This is a genomic window from Streptomyces sp. RKAG293, assembly GCF_023701745.1.
In the GTDB taxonomy this organism is placed as follows: domain Bacteria; phylum Actinomycetota; class Actinomycetes; order Streptomycetales; family Streptomycetaceae; genus Actinacidiphila.
Genome location: NZ_JAJOZB010000001.1, coordinates 1,446,522 through 1,467,178 on the forward strand (window position 1 = coordinate 1,446,522; position 20,657 = coordinate 1,467,178).

At 70.4% G+C, this 20,657-nt stretch carries 20 protein-coding genes; 12 read left to right on the forward strand and 8 right to left on the reverse strand.

The features are described 5' to 3' along the window. Nucleotides 1–77 precede the first annotated feature (77 nt). The 4 genes from LNW72_RS06390 to LNW72_RS06405 all read left to right on the forward strand — a co-directional run bounded on the left by LNW72_RS06390 (nt 78) and on the right by LNW72_RS06405 (nt 4,294). On the forward strand, nt 78–824 hold the full coding sequence (locus LNW72_RS06390) for an HAD-IA family hydrolase (protein ID WP_250980039.1): 747 nt from the start codon (nt 78–80) through the stop codon (nt 822–824). 2 nt (nt 825–826) lie between these two features. Beyond that, the gene (locus LNW72_RS06395) at nt 827–3,259 is read left to right on the forward strand and encodes a glycosyl hydrolase family 65 protein (protein ID WP_250974480.1); all 2,433 of its coding nucleotides are present in this window, start codon (nt 827–829) and stop codon (nt 3,257–3,259) included. 94 nt (nt 3,260–3,353) lie between these two features. Further along, a complete protein-coding gene (locus LNW72_RS41585) occupies nt 3,354–3,563 on the forward strand; it encodes a universal stress protein (RefSeq protein WP_250974481.1) in 210 nt (69 codons plus the stop codon). A gap of 248 nt (nt 3,564–3,811) precedes the next feature. Continuing rightward, the gene (locus LNW72_RS06405) at nt 3,812–4,294 is read left to right on the forward strand and encodes a pyridoxamine 5'-phosphate oxidase family protein (protein ID WP_308401890.1); all 483 of its coding nucleotides are present in this window, start codon (nt 3,812–3,814) and stop codon (nt 4,292–4,294) included. 37 nt (nt 4,295–4,331) lie between these two features. Here LNW72_RS06405 and LNW72_RS06410 read toward each other — a convergent pair whose 3' ends face one another. Next, nucleotides 4,332–6,047, reverse strand: coding sequence for a GAF domain-containing sensor histidine kinase (locus LNW72_RS06410; protein ID WP_250974482.1), 1,716 nt, complete (start codon nt 6,045–6,047; stop codon nt 4,332–4,334). Nucleotides 6,048–6,328: 281 nt separating this feature from the next. Between LNW72_RS06410 and LNW72_RS06415 the strand changes: the two genes are divergently transcribed. The 6 genes from LNW72_RS06415 (at nt 6,329) to LNW72_RS06440 (ending at nt 10,472) form a co-directional block, all read left to right on the forward strand. After that, nucleotides 6,329–7,042 carry a response regulator transcription factor gene (locus LNW72_RS06415; protein WP_250974483.1) on the forward strand — a complete coding sequence of 238 codons (714 nt, stop codon included), beginning with the start codon at nt 6,329–6,331 and terminating at the stop codon, nt 7,040–7,042. 22 nt (nt 7,043–7,064) lie between these two features. Then, on the forward strand, nt 7,065–7,922 hold the full coding sequence (locus tag LNW72_RS06420) for a universal stress protein (protein ID WP_250974484.1): 858 nt from the start codon (nt 7,065–7,067) through the stop codon (nt 7,920–7,922). A gap of 243 nt (nt 7,923–8,165) precedes the next feature. Then, nucleotides 8,166–8,657 (forward strand): cyclic nucleotide-binding domain-containing protein, encoded by a 492-nt coding sequence (locus LNW72_RS06425; protein ID WP_250974485.1) that lies wholly within the window; start codon nt 8,166–8,168, stop codon nt 8,655–8,657. Between the two features lie 105 nt (nt 8,658–8,762). Continuing rightward, nucleotides 8,763–9,389 (forward strand): pyridoxamine 5'-phosphate oxidase family protein, encoded by a 627-nt coding sequence (locus tag LNW72_RS06430; protein WP_250974486.1) that lies wholly within the window; start codon nt 8,763–8,765, stop codon nt 9,387–9,389. A gap of 300 nt (nt 9,390–9,689) precedes the next feature. Continuing rightward, nucleotides 9,690–9,923, forward strand: a complete 234-nt coding sequence (locus LNW72_RS06435) for a DUF5133 domain-containing protein (RefSeq protein WP_250974487.1) — start codon at nt 9,690–9,692, stop codon at nt 9,921–9,923. Nucleotides 9,924–10,016: 93 nt separating this feature from the next. Continuing rightward, a complete protein-coding gene (locus tag LNW72_RS06440; RefSeq protein ID WP_250974488.1) occupies nt 10,017–10,472 on the forward strand; it encodes a universal stress protein in 456 nt (151 codons plus the stop codon). Nucleotides 10,473–10,625: 153 nt separating this feature from the next. Here LNW72_RS06440 and LNW72_RS06445 read toward each other — a convergent pair whose 3' ends face one another. The 6 genes from LNW72_RS06445 to ppk2 form a co-directional block, all read right to left on the reverse strand. Then, nucleotides 10,626–11,591 (reverse strand): carbamate kinase, encoded by a 966-nt coding sequence (locus LNW72_RS06445; RefSeq protein WP_250974489.1) that lies wholly within the window; start codon nt 11,589–11,591, stop codon nt 10,626–10,628. 1 nt (nt 11,592) lies between these two features. Further along, complete coding sequence (gene argF / locus LNW72_RS06450) at nt 11,593–12,615, reverse strand: ornithine carbamoyltransferase (protein ID WP_250974490.1); 1,023 nt, start codon at nt 12,613–12,615, stop codon at nt 11,593–11,595. A gap of 70 nt (nt 12,616–12,685) precedes the next feature. Further along, complete coding sequence (locus LNW72_RS06455; RefSeq protein ID WP_250974491.1) at nt 12,686–13,936, reverse strand: arginine deiminase; 1,251 nt, start codon at nt 13,934–13,936, stop codon at nt 12,686–12,688. Nucleotides 13,937–13,998: 62 nt separating this feature from the next. Beyond that, the gene (locus LNW72_RS06460) at nt 13,999–15,468 is read right to left on the reverse strand and encodes an amino acid permease (protein ID WP_250974492.1); all 1,470 of its coding nucleotides are present in this window, start codon (nt 15,466–15,468) and stop codon (nt 13,999–14,001) included. Between the two features lie 152 nt (nt 15,469–15,620). Continuing rightward, nucleotides 15,621–16,508 (reverse strand): slipin family protein, encoded by an 888-nt coding sequence (locus LNW72_RS06465; RefSeq protein WP_250974493.1) that lies wholly within the window; start codon nt 16,506–16,508, stop codon nt 15,621–15,623. Nucleotides 16,509–16,889: 381 nt separating this feature from the next. Continuing rightward, entirely contained in the window at nt 16,890–17,741 is an 852-nt protein-coding gene (ppk2, locus tag LNW72_RS06470; protein ID WP_250974494.1) for a polyphosphate kinase 2, read from the reverse strand. 248 nt (nt 17,742–17,989) lie between these two features. Between ppk2 and LNW72_RS06475 the strand changes: the two genes are divergently transcribed. After that, the gene (locus tag LNW72_RS06475; protein WP_250974495.1) at nt 17,990–19,048 is read left to right on the forward strand and encodes a zinc-dependent alcohol dehydrogenase family protein; all 1,059 of its coding nucleotides are present in this window, start codon (nt 17,990–17,992) and stop codon (nt 19,046–19,048) included. Beyond that, nucleotides 19,045–19,920 (forward strand): universal stress protein, encoded by an 876-nt coding sequence (locus tag LNW72_RS06480; RefSeq protein WP_250974496.1) that lies wholly within the window; start codon nt 19,045–19,047, stop codon nt 19,918–19,920. The genes LNW72_RS06475 and LNW72_RS06480 overlap by 4 nt, the downstream gene beginning before the upstream one ends. A gap of 80 nt (nt 19,921–20,000) precedes the next feature. On the opposite strand, the gene LNW72_RS06485 is transcribed toward LNW72_RS06480, so the two are convergent. After that, a complete protein-coding gene (locus tag LNW72_RS06485; protein WP_250974497.1) occupies nt 20,001–20,465 on the reverse strand; it encodes a universal stress protein in 465 nt (154 codons plus the stop codon). Nucleotides 20,466–20,657 lie beyond the last annotated feature (192 nt).

A 20,657-nucleotide genomic window follows, 5' to 3' on the forward strand; every position in this document is an offset into this window, starting at 1 on the left:
TACCTGAGACCGCCGGCCGCAGCGCCGGGCAGACGCCTGTCCGTCCGGGACGGAACACCGCCACGGCCCCGGCCGCCATGCTCGGACCGGCCCTGCGGTCGGTGCGGGCTGTGGTGTTCGACACCGACGGGGTGATCACCGATTCGGCCCGGGTGCACGCCGCCGCATGGCGGACCGCCTTCGATGCCTGCCTGCGGGCAGCGGGACACGACCACCCGTTCGACCCGGTGGAGGACTATCGGCGCTATGTCGACGGCAGGAACCGGCTCGACGGCGCGGCCGCCTTCCTCGCCTCGCGCGACCTGCGGCTTCCCCTGGGCGACCCCGACGACCCGCCCGGAACGGGCACCGTGCAGGCGGTCGCCGCCCGCAAGGAGCAGCTGTTCACGCGGCAGTTGCGTGCGGGGGGCATCGCCGCCTGGCCGGGCACCGTACGGGTGCTGCACGCGCTGCACGCCGCCGGCGTCCCGTGCGCCGCGGTCTCCGCTTCCCGCCACGCGCCCGAACTCCTCGCGGGCGCGGGCGTACGGGAGTTGTTCCGGACCGTGGTGGACGGCAAGGAGGCGGCCCGGTTGAAACTGGCGGGAAAACCCGACCCGGCACTGTTCCTGGAAGCCGCCCGGCGGCTGGGCGTACCGGCATCGGAAGCGGCGGTGATCGAGGACGCGCTGGCCGGTGTGGAAGCGGGCCGCCGCGGCGGCTTCGGCCTGGTGGTCGGCGTCGACCGCACCGCAGGACCGACCAGCGCCACCGACCTGCGCGAGCACGGCGCGAGCATCGTCGTCCGCGACCTGGCCGAACTGCTGACCGGCGGGGAGAACTGACGATGTCCGACTGGACTTGGAGTTACGAGGGATACGACCCGGCGCAGGAGCGGCTGCGCGAATCGCTGTGCACCCTCGGCAACGGCTACTTCGCCACCCGTGGCGCCGCACCCGAGGCGACAGCGGGCACCGCGCACTATCCGGGTACCTACGCGGCCGGCTGCTACAACCGGCTGACGTCGACCGTAGCGGGACGGACGGTCGAGAACGAGGACATCGTCAACCTGCCGAACTGGTTGCCGCTGCGCTTCCGCGCCCGCGACGCGACCTCCGACACGGATTCCGACACGGATCCCGACAGCGATACCGCGCCCGGCCCCTGGCTCTCCCCGGGCGACGGTGCACTTCTGGAATACGGGCAGGTCCTGGATCTGCGTCGCGGCACCTTGACGCGACGGATGCGGCTGTGTGACGCGCAGGGTCGCCGGATCACCGTCGTGCAGTCCCGACTCGTGCACATGGGCGATCCGCATCTGGCCGCCCTGCGAACGGAGTTCACCGCCGAAGGCTGGGCGGGCGAGCTGGAGGTGGAATCCGCCCTCGACGGTGACATCACCAACTCGGGTGTCGACCGCTATCGCGATCTGAACGGCCGGCACCTCGGCCGCTGGCACACCGGCACCGCCGGGCCGAACACCGTATGGCTGGAATGCCGCACCACCGCCTCCGACATCCTCATCGCGATGGCCGCCCGTACCCAGGTGACCGGCAGCATCCCCGCCTCGGTCCGGCTCGTCACCGGAGACCGCACCGCCACCCATGCGCTGACGCTGCCCATCGGGCCCGACGCCCCTGTCATCGTCGAGAAGACCGTCGCGCTGCACACCTCGCGCGACCCGGCGATCAGCGATCCGCTGCACGCGGCCATCGGCCGGGTACAGCAGGCCGGTGACTTCACCGCGTTGCTCGCGTCCCACGAAGCCGCGTGGGAGCGCCTGTGGCAGCGGGCGGAGCTGGAGGTGCCGGGCGAGGCCGGAGACGTACTGCTGCTGCATCTGTTCCATGTGCTGCAGACCCTCTCCCCGCACACGGCCGATCTCGATGTGGGCGTGCCGGCCCGCGGGTTGCACGGTGAGGCCTACCGCGGCCACGTGTTCTGGGACGAGTTGTTCGTCCTGCCCTTCCTGAACCTGCACCTTCCGGAGGTCTCCCGGGCCCTGTTGTCCTACCGCTACCGGCGGCTGGGCCAGGCGTGCCGCTCGGCGACCGCGGCCGGCCGGACCGGTGCCATGTATCCGTGGCAGAGCGGCAGCGACGGCCGCGAGGAGACCCAGACGCTGCATCTGAACCCCCGCTCAGGGCGGTGGCTGCCCGATCACTCACGGCTCCAGCACCATGTCGGCTCGGCGATCGCCTACAACGTCGTGCAGTACTGCCAGGCCAGCGGGGACACCGAGTTCCTGCACACGGCGGGCGCCGAGATGCTGCTGCAGATCGCCCGCTTCTGGGCGAACAGCGCGGTCTGGGACGACGAATACGGCCGCTACCGGATCCGTGGTGTGGTCGGCCCGGACGAATACCACGACGCGTACCCCGGTGCCGCAGAGCCGGGGCTCGACGACAACGCGTACACCAATGTGACGGCCGCCTGGGTGCTGACCCGCGCTCTGGAACTCGCCGAGGGCCTGCCGGCTCCGCGCCGCCAAGCGCTGTTCGAGCGCATCGCGCTGGACGCGGGAGAACTCAAGCTCTGGGAGGACGTCTCGCACCGGCTGCGGGTGCCTTTCCACCGCGGGGTCATCAGCCAGTTCGAGGGCTACGGCGACCTCGCCGAACTGGACTGGGACGCCTACCGGGCCCGGCACGGCGACATCCGGCGCCTCGACCGGATCCTGGAGGCCGAGGGCGACACCGTCAACGCGTACCAGGCGTCGAAGCAGGCCGATGTGCTGATGCTCGGCTACCTCTTCTCCCCGGCCGAACTCACCACACTCTTCCGACGGCTCGGGTACGGCCTCGACGACGAGATGTGGCGCACGACCGTCGACCACTACCTGCGCAGAACGAGCCACGGTTCGACACTCAGCGGACTGGTCCACGGATGGGTACTGGCCCGCGCCCGCCGCGCCGGCGCCTGGAAGTACTGCCAGGAGGCGCTCACCGGAGACGTGGCCGACCTTCAGGGCGGCACCACCGCCGAGGGCATACATCTGGGCGCCATGGCCGGCACACTCGACCTCGTCCAGCGCGGCCTGACCGGACTGGAGGTCCACGGGGACGAGCTGTCACTCGACCCGGCGCCGCTCCCGGAACTGTCGGAATACCGTCTCTCCATCCGCTACCTCAGTCACTGGGGGATTGGACTGACGATGCACGCCGGGAGCCTGAGCATCAGCGTTCCGCCCTCGGACGAGCCTCCTGTCCGCATCCGGCTCGGGGGCCGCTCCCTCACCATCGCCCCGGGCACCTCCCGCATTCTCCCCCTCTCCGACTGACCGTTTTCGGGACCCCGGACCTCGCCGTGAACCAGGACGTCGGCGGGGAACCGGCGGAGCAGAAGAAGACCGCGCCGGCCGACGCGCTGCGTCCGTGGCGGGAGAAGTTCCCCGGCGTGGAGGTCACCGCACAGGCGGGACCGGCCGGGCCTCCCACCATCTGGTGGACTCCGCGCGCAGCGCGGACCTGGTCGTCGTCGGCCGGCGCACCCGCACGCCGGAGATCGGCGCGCACATCGGCTCCGTCACTCACGCCGTGCTGCACCCCGCCGCCGTTCCGGTCGCCGTCGTCCCGCACGACTGAGCACGACTGAGCACGGCTGAGCACGGCTGAGCACGTCCGCCCGGTGGTGCCCAGGGCCATGTGGCCCTGGTGCGGGACGTGCGGCCCTATCGTGTGCGGGCGTCATGAGGAAGCATGGTCAGTGGGCGACTGTGCACAACGCTTCTGGCCCGACCGGGAGACCGTTCCCGGTCCCTGGCCCGACTCGCACTCGTGGTTGCACAGCGCCCATATCACCGCACGGGGGCCGATCGGCCCGCCATGATCACATGGGCGGTATTGAGGACGGAACGATGCACCGGCACAACGGATTTCGGGAGCTGGATCGCGGGGAGAGCCTGCGTCTGCTGTCTCTGGTGACGATCGGCCGGGTCATCTACACCGAGGATGCCCTGCCCACCGTTCTGCCGGTGCACTTCCTCCTGGACCCGGACGGTGCCGTGCTGTTCCAGGCGTCCGCCGCATCGCACATGGCCCGCGCGGTGCGGGGTGCGGTGGTCGCGTTCGAGGCGGACCACTTCGACGAGGCGGGCCACACCGGTTGGAGTGTGGTGGTCACCGGCCGGGCTTCCGTGGTCACCAACCCGGTGAAGGAAGCGCGGTTGCGGTCGAGCGGTCCGCGGCCGTGGCTGGGGACGGATGACGGAGTCTTCATCCATGTCGAACCCGAACTCGTCGCAGGGCGCGTCGTGGACGGAAATGGCTACGTTCCGGCGGAGCGGGTCCAGTTGTCTCCCGCCGATATGCCCTGACGGAGGCGAGCGCCGGCAGGAAGCCGGTCGGGATCGGCTATTCCGCCTTGACCGGCACCTGCCAGACGAGGGTCGTCCCGCCGTCCGGCGGGCAGACCAACTCCATGTCCCCGCCCAGCTGCAGCGCGCGCTCCCGCATGTTCCGCAGGCCGTTGCCGTTCCGTTCCGCCGGGAGCCCGACGCCGTTGTCGGTCGTCGTGAGGACGACGTGCCGGCCGTCGGTCTCCAGGGCCACCTGCACGCGGGTGGCGTGGGCGTGCTTCGCGACGTTGCTGAGCGACTCGGCCAGCACCGCCATCACATGGTCGGCGACCTCCCGCGGCACCTGGGTGTCGAGCAGCCCTTCCATCCGCACGCTCGGAGTGAAGCCGAGGACCGCGGAGGCATCGGATGCGGCACGCACCGTACGGGCCCGGAGGGTGTGTTCGGCGCCGGTCTCACGGGACCGCAGACCGAAGATGGTCGATCGGATGATCTTGATGGTCTCGTCCAGATCGTCGACAGCGCGCCGGACCCGCTCCGAGGCCTCGGGGTGCTCGATGAAGCGGCCCGCGCTCTGCAGCGTCATCCCGGTGGCGAAGAGGCGCTGGATCGCGAGGTCGTGCAGATCACGGGCGATCCGGTCCCGGTCCTCCAGCAGCGCGATCTGCTCGGCGTCGGTACGCCGTTCGGCCAGCTCCATCGCCACCGCCGCCTGCCCGGCGAACCCTTGCAGCGGCTCGATCTCCTCATCGGTGAAGGCCGTCCCGCCCGCCGCGCGGACCAACAGCAGTACGCCACGCGGGCCGTCACCCGTACCGATGGGGACCGCGACCGCGGCCTCCAGCCGGTCATTGCGCGGCACGTCCGTGCGGACCGACTCGTCCAGGTTGATGTTCTCGCTGGTCACGGGCCTCCCGGAGGAGAAGGCGGCACCCACGAGGCTGCCCTCGACCGGCACGACCAGACCGCGCAGCGCGGGCGCGTCCCGCCCGATGACGAGTTCGACGGAGAGCGCCGCCGCGTCGTCCACGGGCAGCGCGACGAGGGCCAGCTCCGCGCCGGTGATCTCGCGGGCGCGTTCGGCGATGAGGCTGATGACCGCGCTGCGCGGACTGCCGGCCATGAGCGTGTGGGTGATCTCCGCGTTGGCCTGGAGCCACCGCTCGCGCCGCCTGGACTCCTCGTACAGCCGCGCGTTGTCGATCGCCACCCCGGCGGCCACAGCCAGCGTGGCCAGGACGGACTCGTCCTCGGCGTCGAACTGCCCACCGCCGCGCTTCTCCGTCAGATACAGATTGCCGAAGACGTGGTCGCGCACCCGGATCGGTACCCCCAGGAAGGAGTCCATCGGCGGGTGGTTCGGCGGAAAACCGTACGAGGAGGGGTGATCGGAGATCCGCGGCAGCCGCAACGGGTGCGGATCGCGGATCAGCACACCCAGGATTCCGTGCCCCGACGGGTAGGCGCCGATCGCCGTGATCTGCTCGGGCGTGAAACCGACGGTCAGGAACTCGGCGAGCCGCTCGCCGTCCGGCCCGATCACGCCCAGCGCCGCGTACTCGGCCTTCACCAGCACGGCCGCCGCCTCGACGATATTGCGCAGCACCTGCTCCAGATCCAGCTCACGCCCGACGGAGAGCACCGCCTCCAGCAGGCCGCGGACCTGGTCCCGGGTGCCGCGCGCCACGTCCAGCCGGCTCTGCAACTCCTCGAGAAGCTCATCGAGCCGCACCTGCGGAGACTGCCCGAGGCCCTCGTCGACGTTATCCACCGATATGCCTCCAGGTGCATGGTGAGAGGACGGAGGCCTACCTTCCCAGCCCCTTCCACCGTACTCGCCCCAGTGCGCCGCAAGGCCGCCCGCGGGCGCCAGCTGCTGTGCCAGGGCTCCGAAGGGCGGAGAATGGGAGGTATGCGGTGGCGGTGATGCCTTGGGATCAGGGCCACCTGGCCCTGGTACCGCCGTGCGGGGAGCCGCAGACTGATCGGTGAGCGCGGTTCGGGACCTGTCCGCTGGACGGAGCATCCCGGCGCAGGATTCAGGAGCTCTTGATGTCCGACAGCGACCCTCCCACTCCCGCGGCCGGGATCACGGTCTTCCTCCTCGACGACCACGAAGTGGTGCGGCGGGGGGTGCGTGACCTGCTGGACGACGAACCGGACATCACAGTGATCGGCGAGGCCGGCACCGTGGAGCAAGCCCTCATCCGTATTCCCGCGCTGCGCCCGCGGGTCGCTGTGCTGGATGTGCGGCTGCCGGACGGTGACGGAGTGACGGTCTGCCGGGAACTGCGCTCCCGGATGCCCGATCTTGCCTGCCTGATGCTCACGTCCTTCGACGACGAGGAGGCGCTGCTCGACGCGATCATGGCCGGCGCCTCGGGGTTCGTGCTGAAACAGATCCGCGGCTCCGACCTGGTCTCGGCCGTCCGCACCGTCGCCTCCGGACAGTCGACGCTCGACCCCAGCGCCGCGGCCAGGCTGATGGCCAAGCTGCGCGGCGCGGAGGAACCGGCACCGGAAGCGGTGGCACTGCCCAGCCTGACCGAACGGGAGCGGGAGATCCTGGCGCTGGTCGGCGAAGGACTGACCAACCGGCAGATCGGACAGCGGCTCTACCTCGCGGAGAAGACCGTCAAGAACCACATCTCCCGGCTGCTCGCCAAGCTGGGGGTGGAACGGCGCGTCCAGGCCGCCGTGATCGCGACCCAGGCCCAGGACCGCCTGAACCAGGAAGGCCAACACGGCGCCGGACACCGGCGGTGACCCCCGCGAAGCGGAGGAGATCATGACTATCGCGTGTGTAGTGGCCGCGGTCGACGGTTCGCCGGAGAGTCTGCGAGCCGTTGACTGGGCGGCCGACGACGCCTTCCGCCGCGGGCTGGGGCTGCGCTTGGTCCACGCCTGTCTGTGGGAGCGCTACGAGCAGGAAACCCTGGACGACAGCGAACTCGCTCCGGAGCGCAAAGCGGTGCAGGAGATCCTGGACTCCGCGGGTGAGCGGGCGGTGAAGCGCCGGCCCGGGGTGCCGGTGGAAACCGAGCTGCTCGCCGAGGACGTCCTGTCCGCGCTGCTGGGCCTGCAGCGCCATTCACCGCTGCTGGTGCTGGGGACCCGTGGCCACGGCGGGTTCCCGGGACTGCTCCTCGGCTCGGTGGCCCTGCGGGTCACCGCCCGGGCCCCGTACCCCGTGGTGGTGGTACGCGGAGAAGGAGCACCTGCGGAGCCAGGGCACCGTCGGGTCGTGCTGGGTGTGGGGCCGCACGATGCTTCGGCGGCGGTGGATCTGGCGGTCGAGGAGGCGGTGGCCGGCCACGCCGACCTGGAGCTCGTCCACGCCTGGCACCCGGACGTCGACCTGTCGGGGATGTCCGTCCTCATGGACGTCGGCGCGGCGTCCGACCGGGCCCAGTCCCTGCTGAACGCGGTGCGACTTCCGGACCTGGGGGACACCGAGGTCGAGGTGCGGCGCAAGGCCGAGCAGGCCAGGCCGGCGCCCGCTCTGCTGCGGGCAGCTGCCGGGGCTGACCTCCTCGTGGTCGGCGCACACCGCCGGCGCGGCCACCCGGGCCTGCAACTGGGTTCGGTGAACCACGCCATGCTGCACCACGCCCCGTGCCCGGTGGCCGTGGTGCCCGCCCTTTGAGCCAGCCGGATCACCAAGAGGCGGTGCGCGCCCGGATGCGCAGCCGACCGTCACCCTCCGTGATCGGTCGGCGGCGTACCCGGGCCGCCCTGCCGGCAGCTGAGGACGTTCGGCCCCTGCCCGCGTCCGCCCGCCCGGGGTGAGGATGAGAGGGCAGGCAGGACTGATGGACAACCACAGCGGCGAAGCGACCACCGCCTGCACCACGTCGGATCCCGCGTAGCCGCGGAAACGGACAGTGCGATGTCCACGACCCACTACCTTCTCGACACCCTCACCACCGCACACCGTGACCGACTGCTGGCGCTGTCCACACCGGTCTCCTTTCCCACCGGCGCACGCATCTTCGAAGCGGACCGGGCCGCCGAACGCTTCTGGGTCCTGGACCGCGGCGAGGTGGCCCTGGACCTGCACGTTCCCGGGCGCCAGGCCGTCGTGGTGCAAACCCTCTCCGCAGGCGAACTCCTCGGCTGGTCCTGGCTGTTCCCGCCGTTCCGGTGGCAGCTCGGAGCCCAGGCCCGCACCGCCGTGCAGGCCACGGAGTTCCCGGCGGCGGCGGTTCGTGACCTGTGTTCGGCCGATCCCGGACTGGGACAGGAATTCGTGCTGCTCTGCGCGGCGGTCATCGGCAGCCGGCTGCACAACACGCGCACCCGGCTGCTCGATCTGTACGGCCCCTTCGGCGTGAACCGCGGCGCCTCCGTATCGGTGGGCGGCCCGGAGGACGACGGCTGACGCCACCGCCCGGAGCACCGACCGACATCAAAAGGGAAGCGATTGGCCATGAACCAGCAGACGAGAACAGACGCCGCTTCCGTCCGGCCACGGCCTGTCGGAGACATGGGACGGCGGCTGGCATCGCGCCGCGAGCAACTGGGCCTCACCCGCGAACAGGTGGCCGACCAGGCGGGTATGGCCACGCCCTACTTGGAGTATCTGGAACAGCAGCCGACCGCCGTCCCCAGCGCGGTCCTCCTGCTGAGCCTCGCCGACGCGCTGCAGACCACGGTCTCCGAGCTGCGCGGGGGCCGCACGGACCTGCCGCCCGGCCTCGGAAAGGCCGCCCGCCATCCGGAACTGGTGGAGATGACGCCGGAGGAGTGCCGGGCCCGGTTGTCCACGCACGGGGTGGGACGTGTTGCCGTGACCGGCGACGGCGGTCCCGCCATCGTCCCCGTCAACTACCAGATGGCGGACGGGTCGCCGGCCTTCAGAACGTCGCCGGGATCCGCGCCCGCGCTGTCGATCGGGACCCGGGTCGCCTTCGAGGTGGACCACATCGACGAGGCGCTGAGCCAGGGATGGAGCGTGCTCGTGGTCGGCAGCGCCGAACACGTCACGGATCCCGACACCGTCCGGCAGCTCATCGAACGGACCCACAGCGGCCCGTGGGCAGGCGGGGACCGCGCATTGTGGGTGCGGATCGACGCGGACCGGATCACCGGACGCCGGATTCACGTCCGCTGACCCGTCGGTCACCCGACGCATCGTCACGCACAACGAGGGCCGTTCGGCCCCCCCGGATGTCCCTCATCGGCCCAAGAGGCAGCATCGCACCGTGTCGCAGAGTAGGAGCAACACCGGTTCGGCGCTTGCGGAGGCGATGGATATGCCTGGCACCAGCTCACCGACCCACCAGGACAGCTGCCTTGACAATGCCGAAGATCCACGAGGGCGGGGAGCCGGGCTACTCGCTCGCGCACGCCTACGGCGCCGCGCCTGCATCTGAACAGCCGCACCGAACGCTGAGCCGAGGGAGACCCCACGATGCTGATGGCCCACCCCGCCGTACTGCGGAACCTGCTGGAACGCTACGACGCCCTGCAGTTACAGGCCCGAACCGACGCCGTCGACCCGTATGTCCACCGACAGCTCCAGGACATCGCCTACACGTTGTGCGTCTCCACCGGCACCCGGGACATCGGGGCGGCGCTCATCGCCGCCCGCGAGCAGATCCGGCCGATCCCCACCGATCCCCGCACGCCCACCGTGGTCGGTTAGGGCCTGTCCGGCCGAGCCGCACCCCGCACTCCCCCGCACGCAGACCGCGGCCGGCCCACGTGGGCCGGCCGCCTCGATCCCAGGAGCTCGACAATGCCGCAGCAGACCCCGGAACTCGCACGACGCGTGGTCGTCGGAATCGATGGATCGGAGTGCTCCAAGTCGGCGCTGAAATGGGCGATGACCTACGCACGGCTGACCGGCTCCAGCGTTGAGGCGATCACCACCTGGCAGAACCCCGACACCTATGTCTACAGCTACGGCTGGTCGCCCGGTGCGATCGATACCAGTGAGATCGCAGCGAGTATCCGCAAGAACCTCGACGCAGCCATCGCCGACGTGTCCGGGCACCTCGACCAGCCCGTCGAGGTACTCGCGCGAGTGGTGCAGGGGCATCCGGCAGAGGTGCTCCTGGAGGCCGCGGCCGGGGCACAGCTGCTGACCGTGGGCAGCCGGGGACACGGCACCTTCGCCGGGATCCTCCTCGGCTCGGTCAGCCAACACTGCGTCCAGCACGCACCGTGCCCGGTCGTCGTCATTCCTGAGTGACGTGCCGCCGGCCACCCACTCCGGACAGCCGCTGAGTTGAGGGAGCTGTTCGGTGGGACCTTCGGCCAGTTCCACTGAGAGAGCGCCCGGCGGGGATCCCGCCGGGCGCTCTCCTACCCTCCGCCGGTCCGGCAACCGGACCGGCGAAGGGCCTCAGCGCTGGATCGCCGCGGTCGTCCCGGCCGTGATCCGGCCGCTCGTGTCCGGCGCATCGCTGGGGACGATGACAGTCCCGGCGTCGCCGGCGAGAACCGCGGCAGCGTCGTCGAGTGATCCGATGGCGGCTGGTCGGCCGGTGCTTCCGACGAAGTGGGCGCAAGCCGCGATCTTGGGTCCCATGGAGCCTGCGGGGAAGTGCAGTGCTTCCCAACCGTCCAGGGCCAGCCGGCGCAGCGGGGTGGCCTCAGGGGTGCCGAAGCCCTCCATCACGGCGGGCACGTCCGTCAGGATCAGCAGCCGGTCGGCCTTGACGGCCACCGCGAGAAGAGCGGCCGTAGCGTCCTTGTCGACGACCGCCTCGACGCCCTGCAGCTGGCCAACACCGCCCTCGGTGACCGGGATTCCGCCGCCTCCCCCGCAGATGACGAGTGCTTCGTGGTCGAGCAGCCGGTCGATCGACTCCTGCTCGATGATCCGCCGTGGTTCGGGTGAGGCGACGACCCGGCGCCAGCGGTCGCCGTCGACAGCGATCGTCCAGCCGTGCCGGTCGGCGAGCCGTTGGGCCTGCTCGTGTGGGTATCCCGGGCCGACGAATTTCGTCGGGGCCGCGAAGGCGGGATCCGACGCGTCGACGAGCGTCTGGGTGACCAGGCTCATGACGGGCTTGGTCACTCCCGCGTTGCGCAGCGATTGGGCCAGCCAGTAGCCGATCATGCCCTGGGTCTGCGCGACCAGTGCGTCGAACGGGTACGGGTGGGTCAGTTCGCGGTCGTTCTCGCTCTCCAGGGAGAGCATTCCGACCTGGGGACCGTTGCCGTGGCAGATGATCAGCTGGTGGTGCAGTGCCAGTGGTGCGAGGGCCTGGGCGGCCGCGCGGATGTGGTCGACCTGCACGGTGGCGTCGGGCCTCTCACCGCGCCGCAGCAGTGCGTTGCCGCCGATCGCGACCACGATGCGCATCTCAGGCGCCCAGGGCGGCGACGAGGACGGCCTTGATGGTGTGCAGGCGGTTCTCGGCCTGGTCGAAGACCACTGAGTGCGGCGACTCGAAGACCTCGTCGGTGACTTCCGCCCCGTCGAGGCCGAAGCGGTCGAACAGCCGCCGGCCGAGCTGCGTGCTGCGGTCGTGGACGGACGGCAGGCAGTGGAGGAACTTCGTGTCGGGTTTGCCGGAGGCGAGCAGCACTTTCTCGGTGACGCGGTAGGGCAGCAGTTGCGGTATGCGGGTACTCCACTGCTCGTCCGACTCCCCCATGCTGACCCAGACATCGGTGTAGACGAAGTCGGCGCCCGCCACGCCCTGCTCGACGTCCTCGGTCACCAGCACGCGGGCCCCGCTGGTCACGGCGAGCCTGTCAGCTTCGGCGATCACCTCGTCCGGGGGCCACAGGTCGCGCGGTGCGGCGATGCGGACGTCCATGCCGAGCAGTGCGCCGGTGATCAGCAGGGAACGGGCCACGTTGTTCCGGCCGTCGCCCAGGAAGCAGTAGGCGATCTCCTCGACGGGGCCGGCGTGGTGCTCGGTCATGGTGAGGACGTCGGCGAGCATCTGGGTCGGGTGCCATTCATCGGTGAGTCCGTTCCACACCGGGACGCCGGCGTGGTCGGCCAGTTCCTCCACGGTGTCCTGGGCGAATCCGCGGAACTCGATGCCGTCGAACATCCGGCCCAGCACCCGGGCGGTGTCACGGATCGACTCCTCGCGTCCGATGTGGGAACCCTCCGGTCCCAGGTAGGTGACCTGTGCGCCCTGGTCGTGGGCGGCGACCTCGAAGGCGCAGCGGGTGCGGGTGGAGCTCTTCTCGAAGACCAGCGCGATGTTCCTGCCCTCCAGTTGGGGGCGCTCGGAGCCGTTCGCCTTGGCTGCCTTGAGCTGCCCGGCCGCGGTGATCAGCGCCAGGAATCCCGCCTTGTCGAGGTCGAGCTCCTTCAGGAGGGATCCGGGCCGGTGGTGGATGGTGGTCGTGGGCGTCTGAGCGGGCATGGGGGAAGTCCTCACAATGGGCTGATCGAGGATGGTGACGGGCTCGCCGGGGCGCGGGTCGCGGGCGGGGTCAGATCCCGTCGCGCCGGGTCGGACAGGTCATGCACCGTGCCCCGCCCCGGCCGCGGCCCAGCTCGCTGCCGGGGATGCTGATGACCTCGATGCCGTTGTCCCGGAGCATCGCGTTGGTCACGGTGTTGCGTTCGTAGCCGACCACGACCCCGGGTGCGACGGTGAGGAAGTTGTTGGCGTCGTCCCACTGCTCGCGTTCGGCCGCCCGCGCGTCCTCGTCGGCGGACAGCACCCTGATCTTGTCCAGGCCCAAGGCGTCGGCGATGGTGGCGAACAGGTCGTCCCGCTGCTCGACGTGCAGGCCGCCGGTGTCGTGCTCGACGGTCTCCCGCGGGTCGGCGGGGACGATCACCCAGGTGCGCAGGGACTTCGGGTCGAGGTAGGGATAGCGGACGAAGGTGTCGACGTCGATCATCGTCAGCACGGTGTCCAGGTGCATGAAGGCGTGTGACTTGGGGAGTTGGACGGCGATCACGGTGGTGGCCTGTCCGCTGCGGAAGAGTTCACGGGCGAGGATCTCCACGCCCGTCGGGGTGCTCCGCTCCCCCATCCCGATCAGGACGACACCTCGGCCCAGGACGTGGATGTCGCCGCCTTCGAGGGTGGCCGGCTGATGGTTGGTGTCGTCGTTGCCGTAGTACACCGGGAAGGTCGCGTCCGCGAACAGCGGGTGGAACGTGTACACGGCGCGGCTGTGCAGGGACTCGCGCTGCCGGGCGGCCTTGGCCATCGGGTTGATGGTGACGCCGCCGTAGATCCAGGCCGAGTTGTCGCGCTGGAACAGCGTGTTGGGCAGCGGCGCGAGGACGAAGTCGTCCAGTTCCAGGCTCTGCCAGCGCAGGCTGCGCACTCGCAGGGGCGACAGGTCAGCGCGGGTCACTCCACCGATGAGCAGTTCGGCCAGCGTCGAAGGGTCCGCCTCGTCGGCGAGCCGTCGCAGAGGTGCCGCCAGGGTCGGGCCCACCAGTTCCGGAGTGCAGATGCGGTCCAGAACGAAGGCCCGTGCCTCCGGGCGCTCCAGCGTCCGGGCGAGGAGGTGGTCGAAGTGGTGGACCGTCGTACCGCGGTCGCGGAGTACCTGGACGAAGGTGTCGTGCTCCTCGCGGGCCTTGTCGGCCCACAGCACGTCGTCGAAGAGGAGTTCGTCGCAGTTGCCGGGCGTCAGGCGGTTCAGCTCCAGCCCGGGGCGGTGGACGATGGCCTCGCGCAGCGGGCCCACTTCGGAATGCACTCCGAGGGTGCGGGTCATGGTGGTCTCCTTGACGAGCGGGGAAGGTCGGGGGCCGGTGCCGGAAGGTGTCGGGGGCCGGGTCACGTCGTGTGCCCCACGAGCGGGTCCACCGGAGCCACCGGCTGGGGCGGGACGTCTGTGGCGAGGGTCCTGGAGGGCTCGCCGGCCGGGATCACCGGTGTCTCGCCGTACTCGTTGCGGGCGGCCTTGAGCCAGATGTAGACCGGCAGACCGAGGAGCAGGCAGAACAGCCCGTAGTAGACGGCCTGGTAGCCGCTGCCGGCGAGGGACCAGAACGAGAAGGCCAGGGCGACGGCGGAGACTCCGCAGTCGCGGAGCAGGTGCGGCCACCGGGTCTGGCGCCCGCGGGTGAGCAGCCAGTACAGCTGGGCACCGGCGCTGAAGATGTAGGGGATCACGGCGGTGACCACGGACAGCAGGACGAGGGTGGTGAAGACCTTCTCGAACTGGCTGTAACTGACAGCGGTCAGGACGGAGGCGAGCAGCGTCGAGCTGACGATCCCGAACGCCGGAACGCCTTTGCGGGTGCGGCCGAACGCGGCCGGGAACAGGCGGTCCTTCGCCGCGGCCATCGGCATCTCGGCGACGATGAGGGTCCAGCCGATCAGGGCGCCCAGTCCGGAGACGATCGCCGCGACCGCAACGGCCTGGCCGGCCCACCGGCCGCCGAAGATGGCATCCGCCGAGTCCGTGAACGGCGCGGCCGACTTCTGCAGAGCCGCGTTGGAGACGGTGCCGAACACCGTCACCGTGCCCAGGATGTAGACGACCGCGCAGCCGACGGTGCCGAGGATCGTCGCCCGGCCCACGTTGCGCTGCGGGTCCCGTACCCGGCCTGCGGCAACCGACGCGGTCTCGATGCCGAGATAGCTGAACAGGGCGATGGCCGCGGCGGCGGATATCGCCGCACCGGCGGAGGTGCCGCCGGCGTTGAAGGCGCCGAAGTTGTGCGCCTTGATGAACAGCAGCCCGACGGTGGCCATGAACAGCAGCGGCACGAACTTCAGGACGGTGGTGACGATCTGGGTGACCGCCATGTTCCGGACGCCGGAGAGGTTGATGACCGCCGGTATCCACAGTCCGACCATGGCGATGACGATCGACCAGGCCTTGGCGTGGCCGGTGTTCCAGAACACCTCCACGTACCCGACCCAGGCCACGACGATGGCCGCGTTGCCCGCCCACGCCGTGATCCAGTAGGACCACGCGTTGAGGAAGCCGGCGAAGTCGCCGAAGGCGTCCCGGGCGTAGACGTAGGGGCCGCCGGATCCCCGTACCCGCTTGGACAGTGCGCCGAAGGTGAAGGCCAGGGCCAGCGCGCCGACGGTGACGAGCACGAATGCGACCAGGCTGATCGGGCCGTACGGTGCCAGTGCGGTCGGCAGGGCGAACACCCCGGTACCGATCACGGAACCGATGACGAGCGCGGTCGCGGTCGGCAGCCCGAACATCCCTTTCCCGGGTGTCCGGCCAGGGGAGCCGGACGTCGTATCGTCCTCGGTCGGCGCGTTGTTGACCTTCTCGGTCACGGGATCGTCCTCACTTCTGATCACTGTCAAGGCGACGGACCCGCCGTCGATCGGTACGGCCGTAGCGCCGGTGTCACCCGACGGGAACGGCGTCCTGCGGGCCGGAGTGGGTCCGGTTCGTCACATCGATCCCGGCTCCGGCTCGACCACCGCTACTTGCCGATCGCTCGAGGACTGCCGTTGGAGGAACCGGCCAGTGCGTCGGTGGTCGTGATGTCGACGAACGCGGGCTTGGTGACGGGCGGCGTTTCCGCGTCCTTGGCCGCCGGCGGGGCGACCGGGATCGCCGCCGCGGTCTCGCGGGCCAGGAAGGAGCCGAGTTCGCCGATGGTGCTCATCAGCGGGGCCGGGAAGACGACGGTGGTGTTCTTGTCCACGCCGATCTCCACCAGGCTCTGCAGGTTGCGCAGTTGCAGGGCCAGCGGGTGGGCCATCATGACGTCCGAGGCGTCACCGAGGGCCGCGGCGGCCAGCGACTCGCCCTCGGCGTTGATGATCTTCGCGCGCTTCTCCCGCTCGGCCTCGGCCTGCCGGGCCATCGCCCGCTTCATGCTGTCGGGCAGCTGAATGTCCTTCAGCTCCACCAGCGTCACCTGGACGCCCCACTCGACCGTCGTGACGTCGAGGATCTCGCGGATGTCGAGGTTGATCGTGTCCGTCTCGGACAGCGTCTCGTCCAGGGTGTGCTGGCCCACGACCTTGCGCAGCGTGGTCTGCGCGATCTGGTCGATCGCCGCGTACACGTTCTCGATGGCGACGACGGATTTCACCGGGTCGACCACTCGGAAGTAGGCGACCGCGGACACATCGACGCTGACGTTGTCGCGGGTGATGATGCCCTGCGACTGGATCGGCATGGTGACGATCCGCAGCGACACCCGGTGCAGGACGTCGACGAACGGGATGATCAGCCGCAGACCGGGCTTGCGCTCGCCCAGCACCCGGCCGAGCCGGAACAGCACCCCCTGCTCGTACTGCTTGACGATCTTCACGGCCATCGCACCGATCAGCAGGAGGAGCAGGACCACGACAGCAATCATCAGGACGGGCATGGCGTGCCTCGGTTCGATTGGCGGGCGAGAGCGTTGCCGGCGGCCGTGGTCGTCAGGCCTGGCGGTGCGTCTCGCCACTTCAGAGCACGGCCGGATCGCCGTCTGCCCTCATCCTGGTTCGGGTCCGAGTCCGCATGGAGGGCCTGCCAGGGCCACAAGGAGGGCCATTGGTCCCGCAGTTGGGAGGGCTGAACGGCTACCAGTCCTGCACGCCTTGACGTCTCCGGACCGTGCCGCCGGCAGCTCCCTGGACGGCAGCGGTGGCCCGGAAGAGGGTCATGTGACACGTGGCGGGGCGGATGGCTACGGCGCCAAGGCCCGTATCCGGACGGCCACCGGCGTCAAGGCCCGGTCATCGGCGGCGCCGGCTCAGTCGGAGGCCCCGCCGCCACGCGCCAGGGCGGCCGCGTGGTCGGGTACGTAGGTCTGCAGGTCGCGCGGCGGCCGCTCGTAGCCGGTGGAGGGAGGGCGTGGGGGCAGTTCCAGTGTCGGCCGCGTCACCTCGCGGTACGGGATCGCCGACAGCAGATCGTTGATCATGTTGATCCGGGCGCTGCGCTTGTCGTCACTGGCGACGACGTTCCAGGGCGCTTCGGGGATGTCGGTGTGCACGAACATCTCGTCCTTGGCGCGTGAGTACGCCTCCCACCGGGTGACGGACTCCAGGTCCATCGGTGACAACTTCCAGCGCCGGGTGGGATCTTCGAGCCGCGCACGGAAGCGCTCCTCCTGCACGGCGTCGCTCACCGAGAACCAGTACTTGCGCAGCAGGATGCCGTCCTCGACCAGCATCCGCTCGAAGATCGGGCACTGGTGCAGGAAGCGTCCGTACTCCTCCTTGGTGCAGAACCCCATGACGTGCTCGACACCGGCCCGGTTGTACCAGCTGCGGTCGAACAGCACGATCTCGCCTGCGGCGGGGAGCTGCTCGACATAGCGCTGGAAGTACCACTGCGTGCGCTCGCGCTCGGTCGGCGCGGGCAGCGCGGCGATCCGGGCGACCCGCGGGTTGAGGCGCTCGGTGACGCGCTTGATGGTGCTGCCCTTGCCGGCCGCGTCACGTCCCTCGAAGACCACGACCAGCCGGACGCCCTCGGCACGCACCCACTCCTGCAGCTTGACCAGTTCCGTCTGCAGTCGGAGCAGCTCGCTCTCGTACAGCCGCCGCGGCAGCCGTTCCTGACGCGGGGCGCTCGATCGGGACTTCTTGCCGGCTGCCACGGCGGCCTCCATCAGGGAGCGAGTGCTGAAGGTACTGAGGGTCCACGCTATGGCCTTTCGGCGATGCGGGCCGGTTGGACCCCCGTACCGGGTCCGAGTGGCCCAAGCGGCCGGCACCGGTGCCGGGTCAGGCTGTACCTGAGGGACTGCGGAGCGGGCACCGGCCCCGCCGGGCCGTTCCCGCGGCCGGGATTTCCCGGGCGGAAGCCGTAGTGGGCCGCCGGACGCATTCGACGAAGGGAACGGCCATGAAGGCATTCGTTTTCCACGGCCCTGGGCAGTCCGCGTGGAAGGACGTTCCCGACCCGGGGATCCAGGACCCTGATGACGTGATCGTCCGCGTCGATGCCGTCACCATCTGCGGTACGGATCTGCACATCCTCAAGGGCGACGTACCGGAGGTCCCACCAGGCACCGTCCTCGGCCACGAGGCCGTCGGCGAGGTCGTCGAGGTCGGCAGCGGTGTTCGTACGGTCCGGCCCGGTGACCGGGTCCTGGTCTCCTGCATCTCGGCCTGCGGACGCTGCCGCTTCTGCCGGGAGGGCGCGTACGGGCAGTGCCTCGGCGGCGGTGGCTGGATCCTCGGCCACACGATCGACGGCACGCAGGCCGAGTACGTCCGGGTACCGTTCGCCGACCTGTCGGTGCACCTGCTGCCCGCCGCTGTGGACAGCCAGGACGCCGTTCTGCTGGCCGACATCTATCCCACGGCGTACGAGGTCGGCGTGCTGAACGGGCGGGTGGGTCCTGGCGACACGGTCGTCGTGGTCGGCGCCGGCCCCATCGGACTTGCCGCCATCACCACGGCTCAGCTGTTCTCGCCGGGCCGGATCATCGCCGTCGACCTCGCGCCGGCCCGCCTGGAAGCAGCGAAGCGCATGGGCGCCGACACGGTGGTCAACGCCGCGGAGGACCCCGAGCAGTTGGTCTCGGACCTGACCGACGGCCTGGGGGCCGATGTGGTCATCGAAGCCGTGGGCGTGCCCGCGAGTTTCGAGATGTGCACCCGCATGGTGCGCCCGGGCGGGCGGGTGGCCAACGTCGGGGTCCATGGCAAGCCCGCGACACTCCATCTGGAAACCCTGTGGAGCAAGAACCTGACGATCCGCACCGGACTCGTCGACACGTACTCCACCCCCGCCCTGCTGCGGATGATGGCCGCCGGGCGGCTGCCCACGTCGTCCCTGGTGACGCACGACTTCGAGCTCCACCGGATGGAGGAGGCGTACGACGTCTTCTCCCGGGCCGCCGACACCGGTGCACTGAAGGTCGTCCTGAGCAGCGGACCCGCGAAGGACCGGACATGACCGCTGGACACGTCGTCGTCGGCGTCGACGGCTCGATCGTATCGATGCGAGCGCTCGACGAGGCCGCCGTCGAGGCGGGCCGGCGCGCCACCGGTCTGGAGATCGTCTATGCCGTGCCCGGCTTCGACGAGGCCGGACCGGTTCTCGCGTCGGCTGTGGCCCGCGCACGCCACCGCTACCCGGCGCTCGCGGTGAGCACCGCTGCGGTGGTCGGCGACGCGGCCGAGGCCATCGTGAGCCGTGGCCGGGACGCGGCCCTCACCGTCGTCGGCACCCGTGATCTGCCCGGGTTCGCCGGGAGGCTGTTCGGGTCGGTCAGTCTGCGGGTGGCGGCCCGCGCCCAGAGCCCCCTCCTGATCGTGCGCGGCGACCACGCCGCGTGGCACGACCGCTCAGGGCCCGGTGGTGAGGTCCTGCTCGGGCTGGAGAACGACACCGACACCGACACCGCCGGGTACGCCTTCGCCGAGGCGGCACGGCGCGAAGCGCCGCTGCGGGTCCTGCATGCCTGGACCTACCGGCATCTGCCGCCCGTCGGATACGCCCCGGTACCCACCAGCCGCCTTCAGGAGGACATCACACGGCGGGCGCGAACGGAGGAGGCGGTACCCGGCCAGGTCGTGGCACCGCTGCGGGAGACGTATCCGCAGGTTCCCGTGCAGACACGGACCGTACGGTCCGGTGCTACGCACGCCCTGTTGGAGGCCACCTGCGGAGCGGCCGTCATCGTGGTCACCGCGCACCTCCGGCCGGGCCTGCTGGGACCTCAACTCGGTCCGGTCGCGACCGCGTTGCTGCATCACTCCCACTGCCCGGTCCTACTCGTTCCCGGGACACCGCAGAGCGAGTTAACCGTTCCCCCGCGCGATTGAGCCGGACCCGCTGAACGGCGCATCGACGGAAAGGGCCGGCCCTCAGGCCGGCCCTTTCCGTACGTCGTGCGATGTCTCCCTCAGATGACATCCCACGGGGCAGCGTGCGCGGCGGTGTGGCGGGCAGGACCGGCGCCGGTCATGAGACGCCCCCAGGAGCTGGCACCCCGGGAGCCGACCACCAGCAGGCAGGCGTCCGCGCTGGCCTCCAGCAGCACCTGCGACGGGCGACCCGGTTCGACCACGACCTCCACCTCCACCGGTGTGCCGCCGAGCTCCTTCTGGAGCTCGGCGACCGTGTCGGTCACCGCCTGCTCAGCGATGTCCCGCACTTGTACGTACAGGCCGGCGTCGTCCGACGCGGTCAGCCACTCGTAGCCGGCGTAGCGGTCCGGCCCGTAGTCGTAGGCGCAGACGGCCCGCAGCCCGGTACCGCGCAGCTGTGCCTCGCGCAGCGCGAGAAGCACGGCGTGCCGGGCGGGCGGTGAGCCGTCCGTACCCACCACGATGGGGCGGTCAGAAGAGTTCGCGCTCGTGTCGGACATGGAGCCCTCCGGAGAGTCGTCGGACCGCGGTCGATGGTGTACCGCGCGAAGTCGCGGAGTGGTGTGCGGTATCCCGCTCACTTCCAGCCTCACAGGCGGAGGAACGGAAGCGGAGGGGCCTTGCGGGTCCCTCCGGGGGCCGAACGGCCCTGCCGGCGGCCTGCACGGCCGGCGAGGGCTCGCCGCAGGGGT

Bases quoted from the DNA above. Each gene is read 5' to 3' on its own strand.
- LNW72_RS06390 (WP_250980039.1), top strand. From the start codon at position 78: ATGCTCGGACCGGCCCTGCGGTCGGTGCGGGCTGTGGTGTTCGACACC.
- LNW72_RS06395 (WP_250974480.1), top strand. From the start codon at position 827: ATGTCCGACTGGACTTGGAGTTACGAGGGATACGACCCGGCGCAGGAG.
- LNW72_RS06405 (WP_308401890.1), top strand. From the start codon at position 3,812: ATGGGCGGTATTGAGGACGGAACGATGCACCGGCACAACGGATTTCGG.
- LNW72_RS06415 (WP_250974483.1), top strand. From the start codon at position 6,329: ATGTCCGACAGCGACCCTCCCACTCCCGCGGCCGGGATCACGGTCTTC.
- LNW72_RS06420 (WP_250974484.1), top strand. From the start codon at position 7,065: ATGACTATCGCGTGTGTAGTGGCCGCGGTCGACGGTTCGCCGGAGAGT.
- LNW72_RS06425 (WP_250974485.1), top strand. From the start codon at position 8,166: ATGTCCACGACCCACTACCTTCTCGACACCCTCACCACCGCACACCGT.
- LNW72_RS06430 (WP_250974486.1), top strand. From the start codon at position 8,763: ATGGGACGGCGGCTGGCATCGCGCCGCGAGCAACTGGGCCTCACCCGC.
- LNW72_RS06435 (WP_250974487.1), top strand. From the start codon at position 9,690: ATGCTGATGGCCCACCCCGCCGTACTGCGGAACCTGCTGGAACGCTAC.
- LNW72_RS06440 (WP_250974488.1), top strand. From the start codon at position 10,017: ATGCCGCAGCAGACCCCGGAACTCGCACGACGCGTGGTCGTCGGAATC.
- LNW72_RS06445 (WP_250974489.1), bottom strand. From the start codon at position 11,591: ATGCGCATCGTGGTCGCGATCGGCGGCAACGCACTGCTGCGGCGCGGT.
- argF (WP_250974490.1), bottom strand. From the start codon at position 12,615: ATGCCCGCTCAGACGCCCACGACCACCATCCACCACCGGCCCGGATCC.
- LNW72_RS06455 (WP_250974491.1), bottom strand. From the start codon at position 13,936: ATGACCCGCACCCTCGGAGTGCATTCCGAAGTGGGCCCGCTGCGCGAG.
- LNW72_RS06465 (WP_250974493.1), bottom strand. From the start codon at position 16,508: ATGATTGCTGTCGTGGTCCTGCTCCTCCTGCTGATCGGTGCGATGGCC.
- LNW72_RS06475 (WP_250974495.1), top strand. From the start codon at position 17,990: ATGAAGGCATTCGTTTTCCACGGCCCTGGGCAGTCCGCGTGGAAGGAC.
- LNW72_RS06480 (WP_250974496.1), top strand. From the start codon at position 19,045: ATGACCGCTGGACACGTCGTCGTCGGCGTCGACGGCTCGATCGTATCG.
- LNW72_RS06485 (WP_250974497.1), bottom strand. From the start codon at position 20,465: ATGTCCGACACGAGCGCGAACTCTTCTGACCGCCCCATCGTGGTGGGT.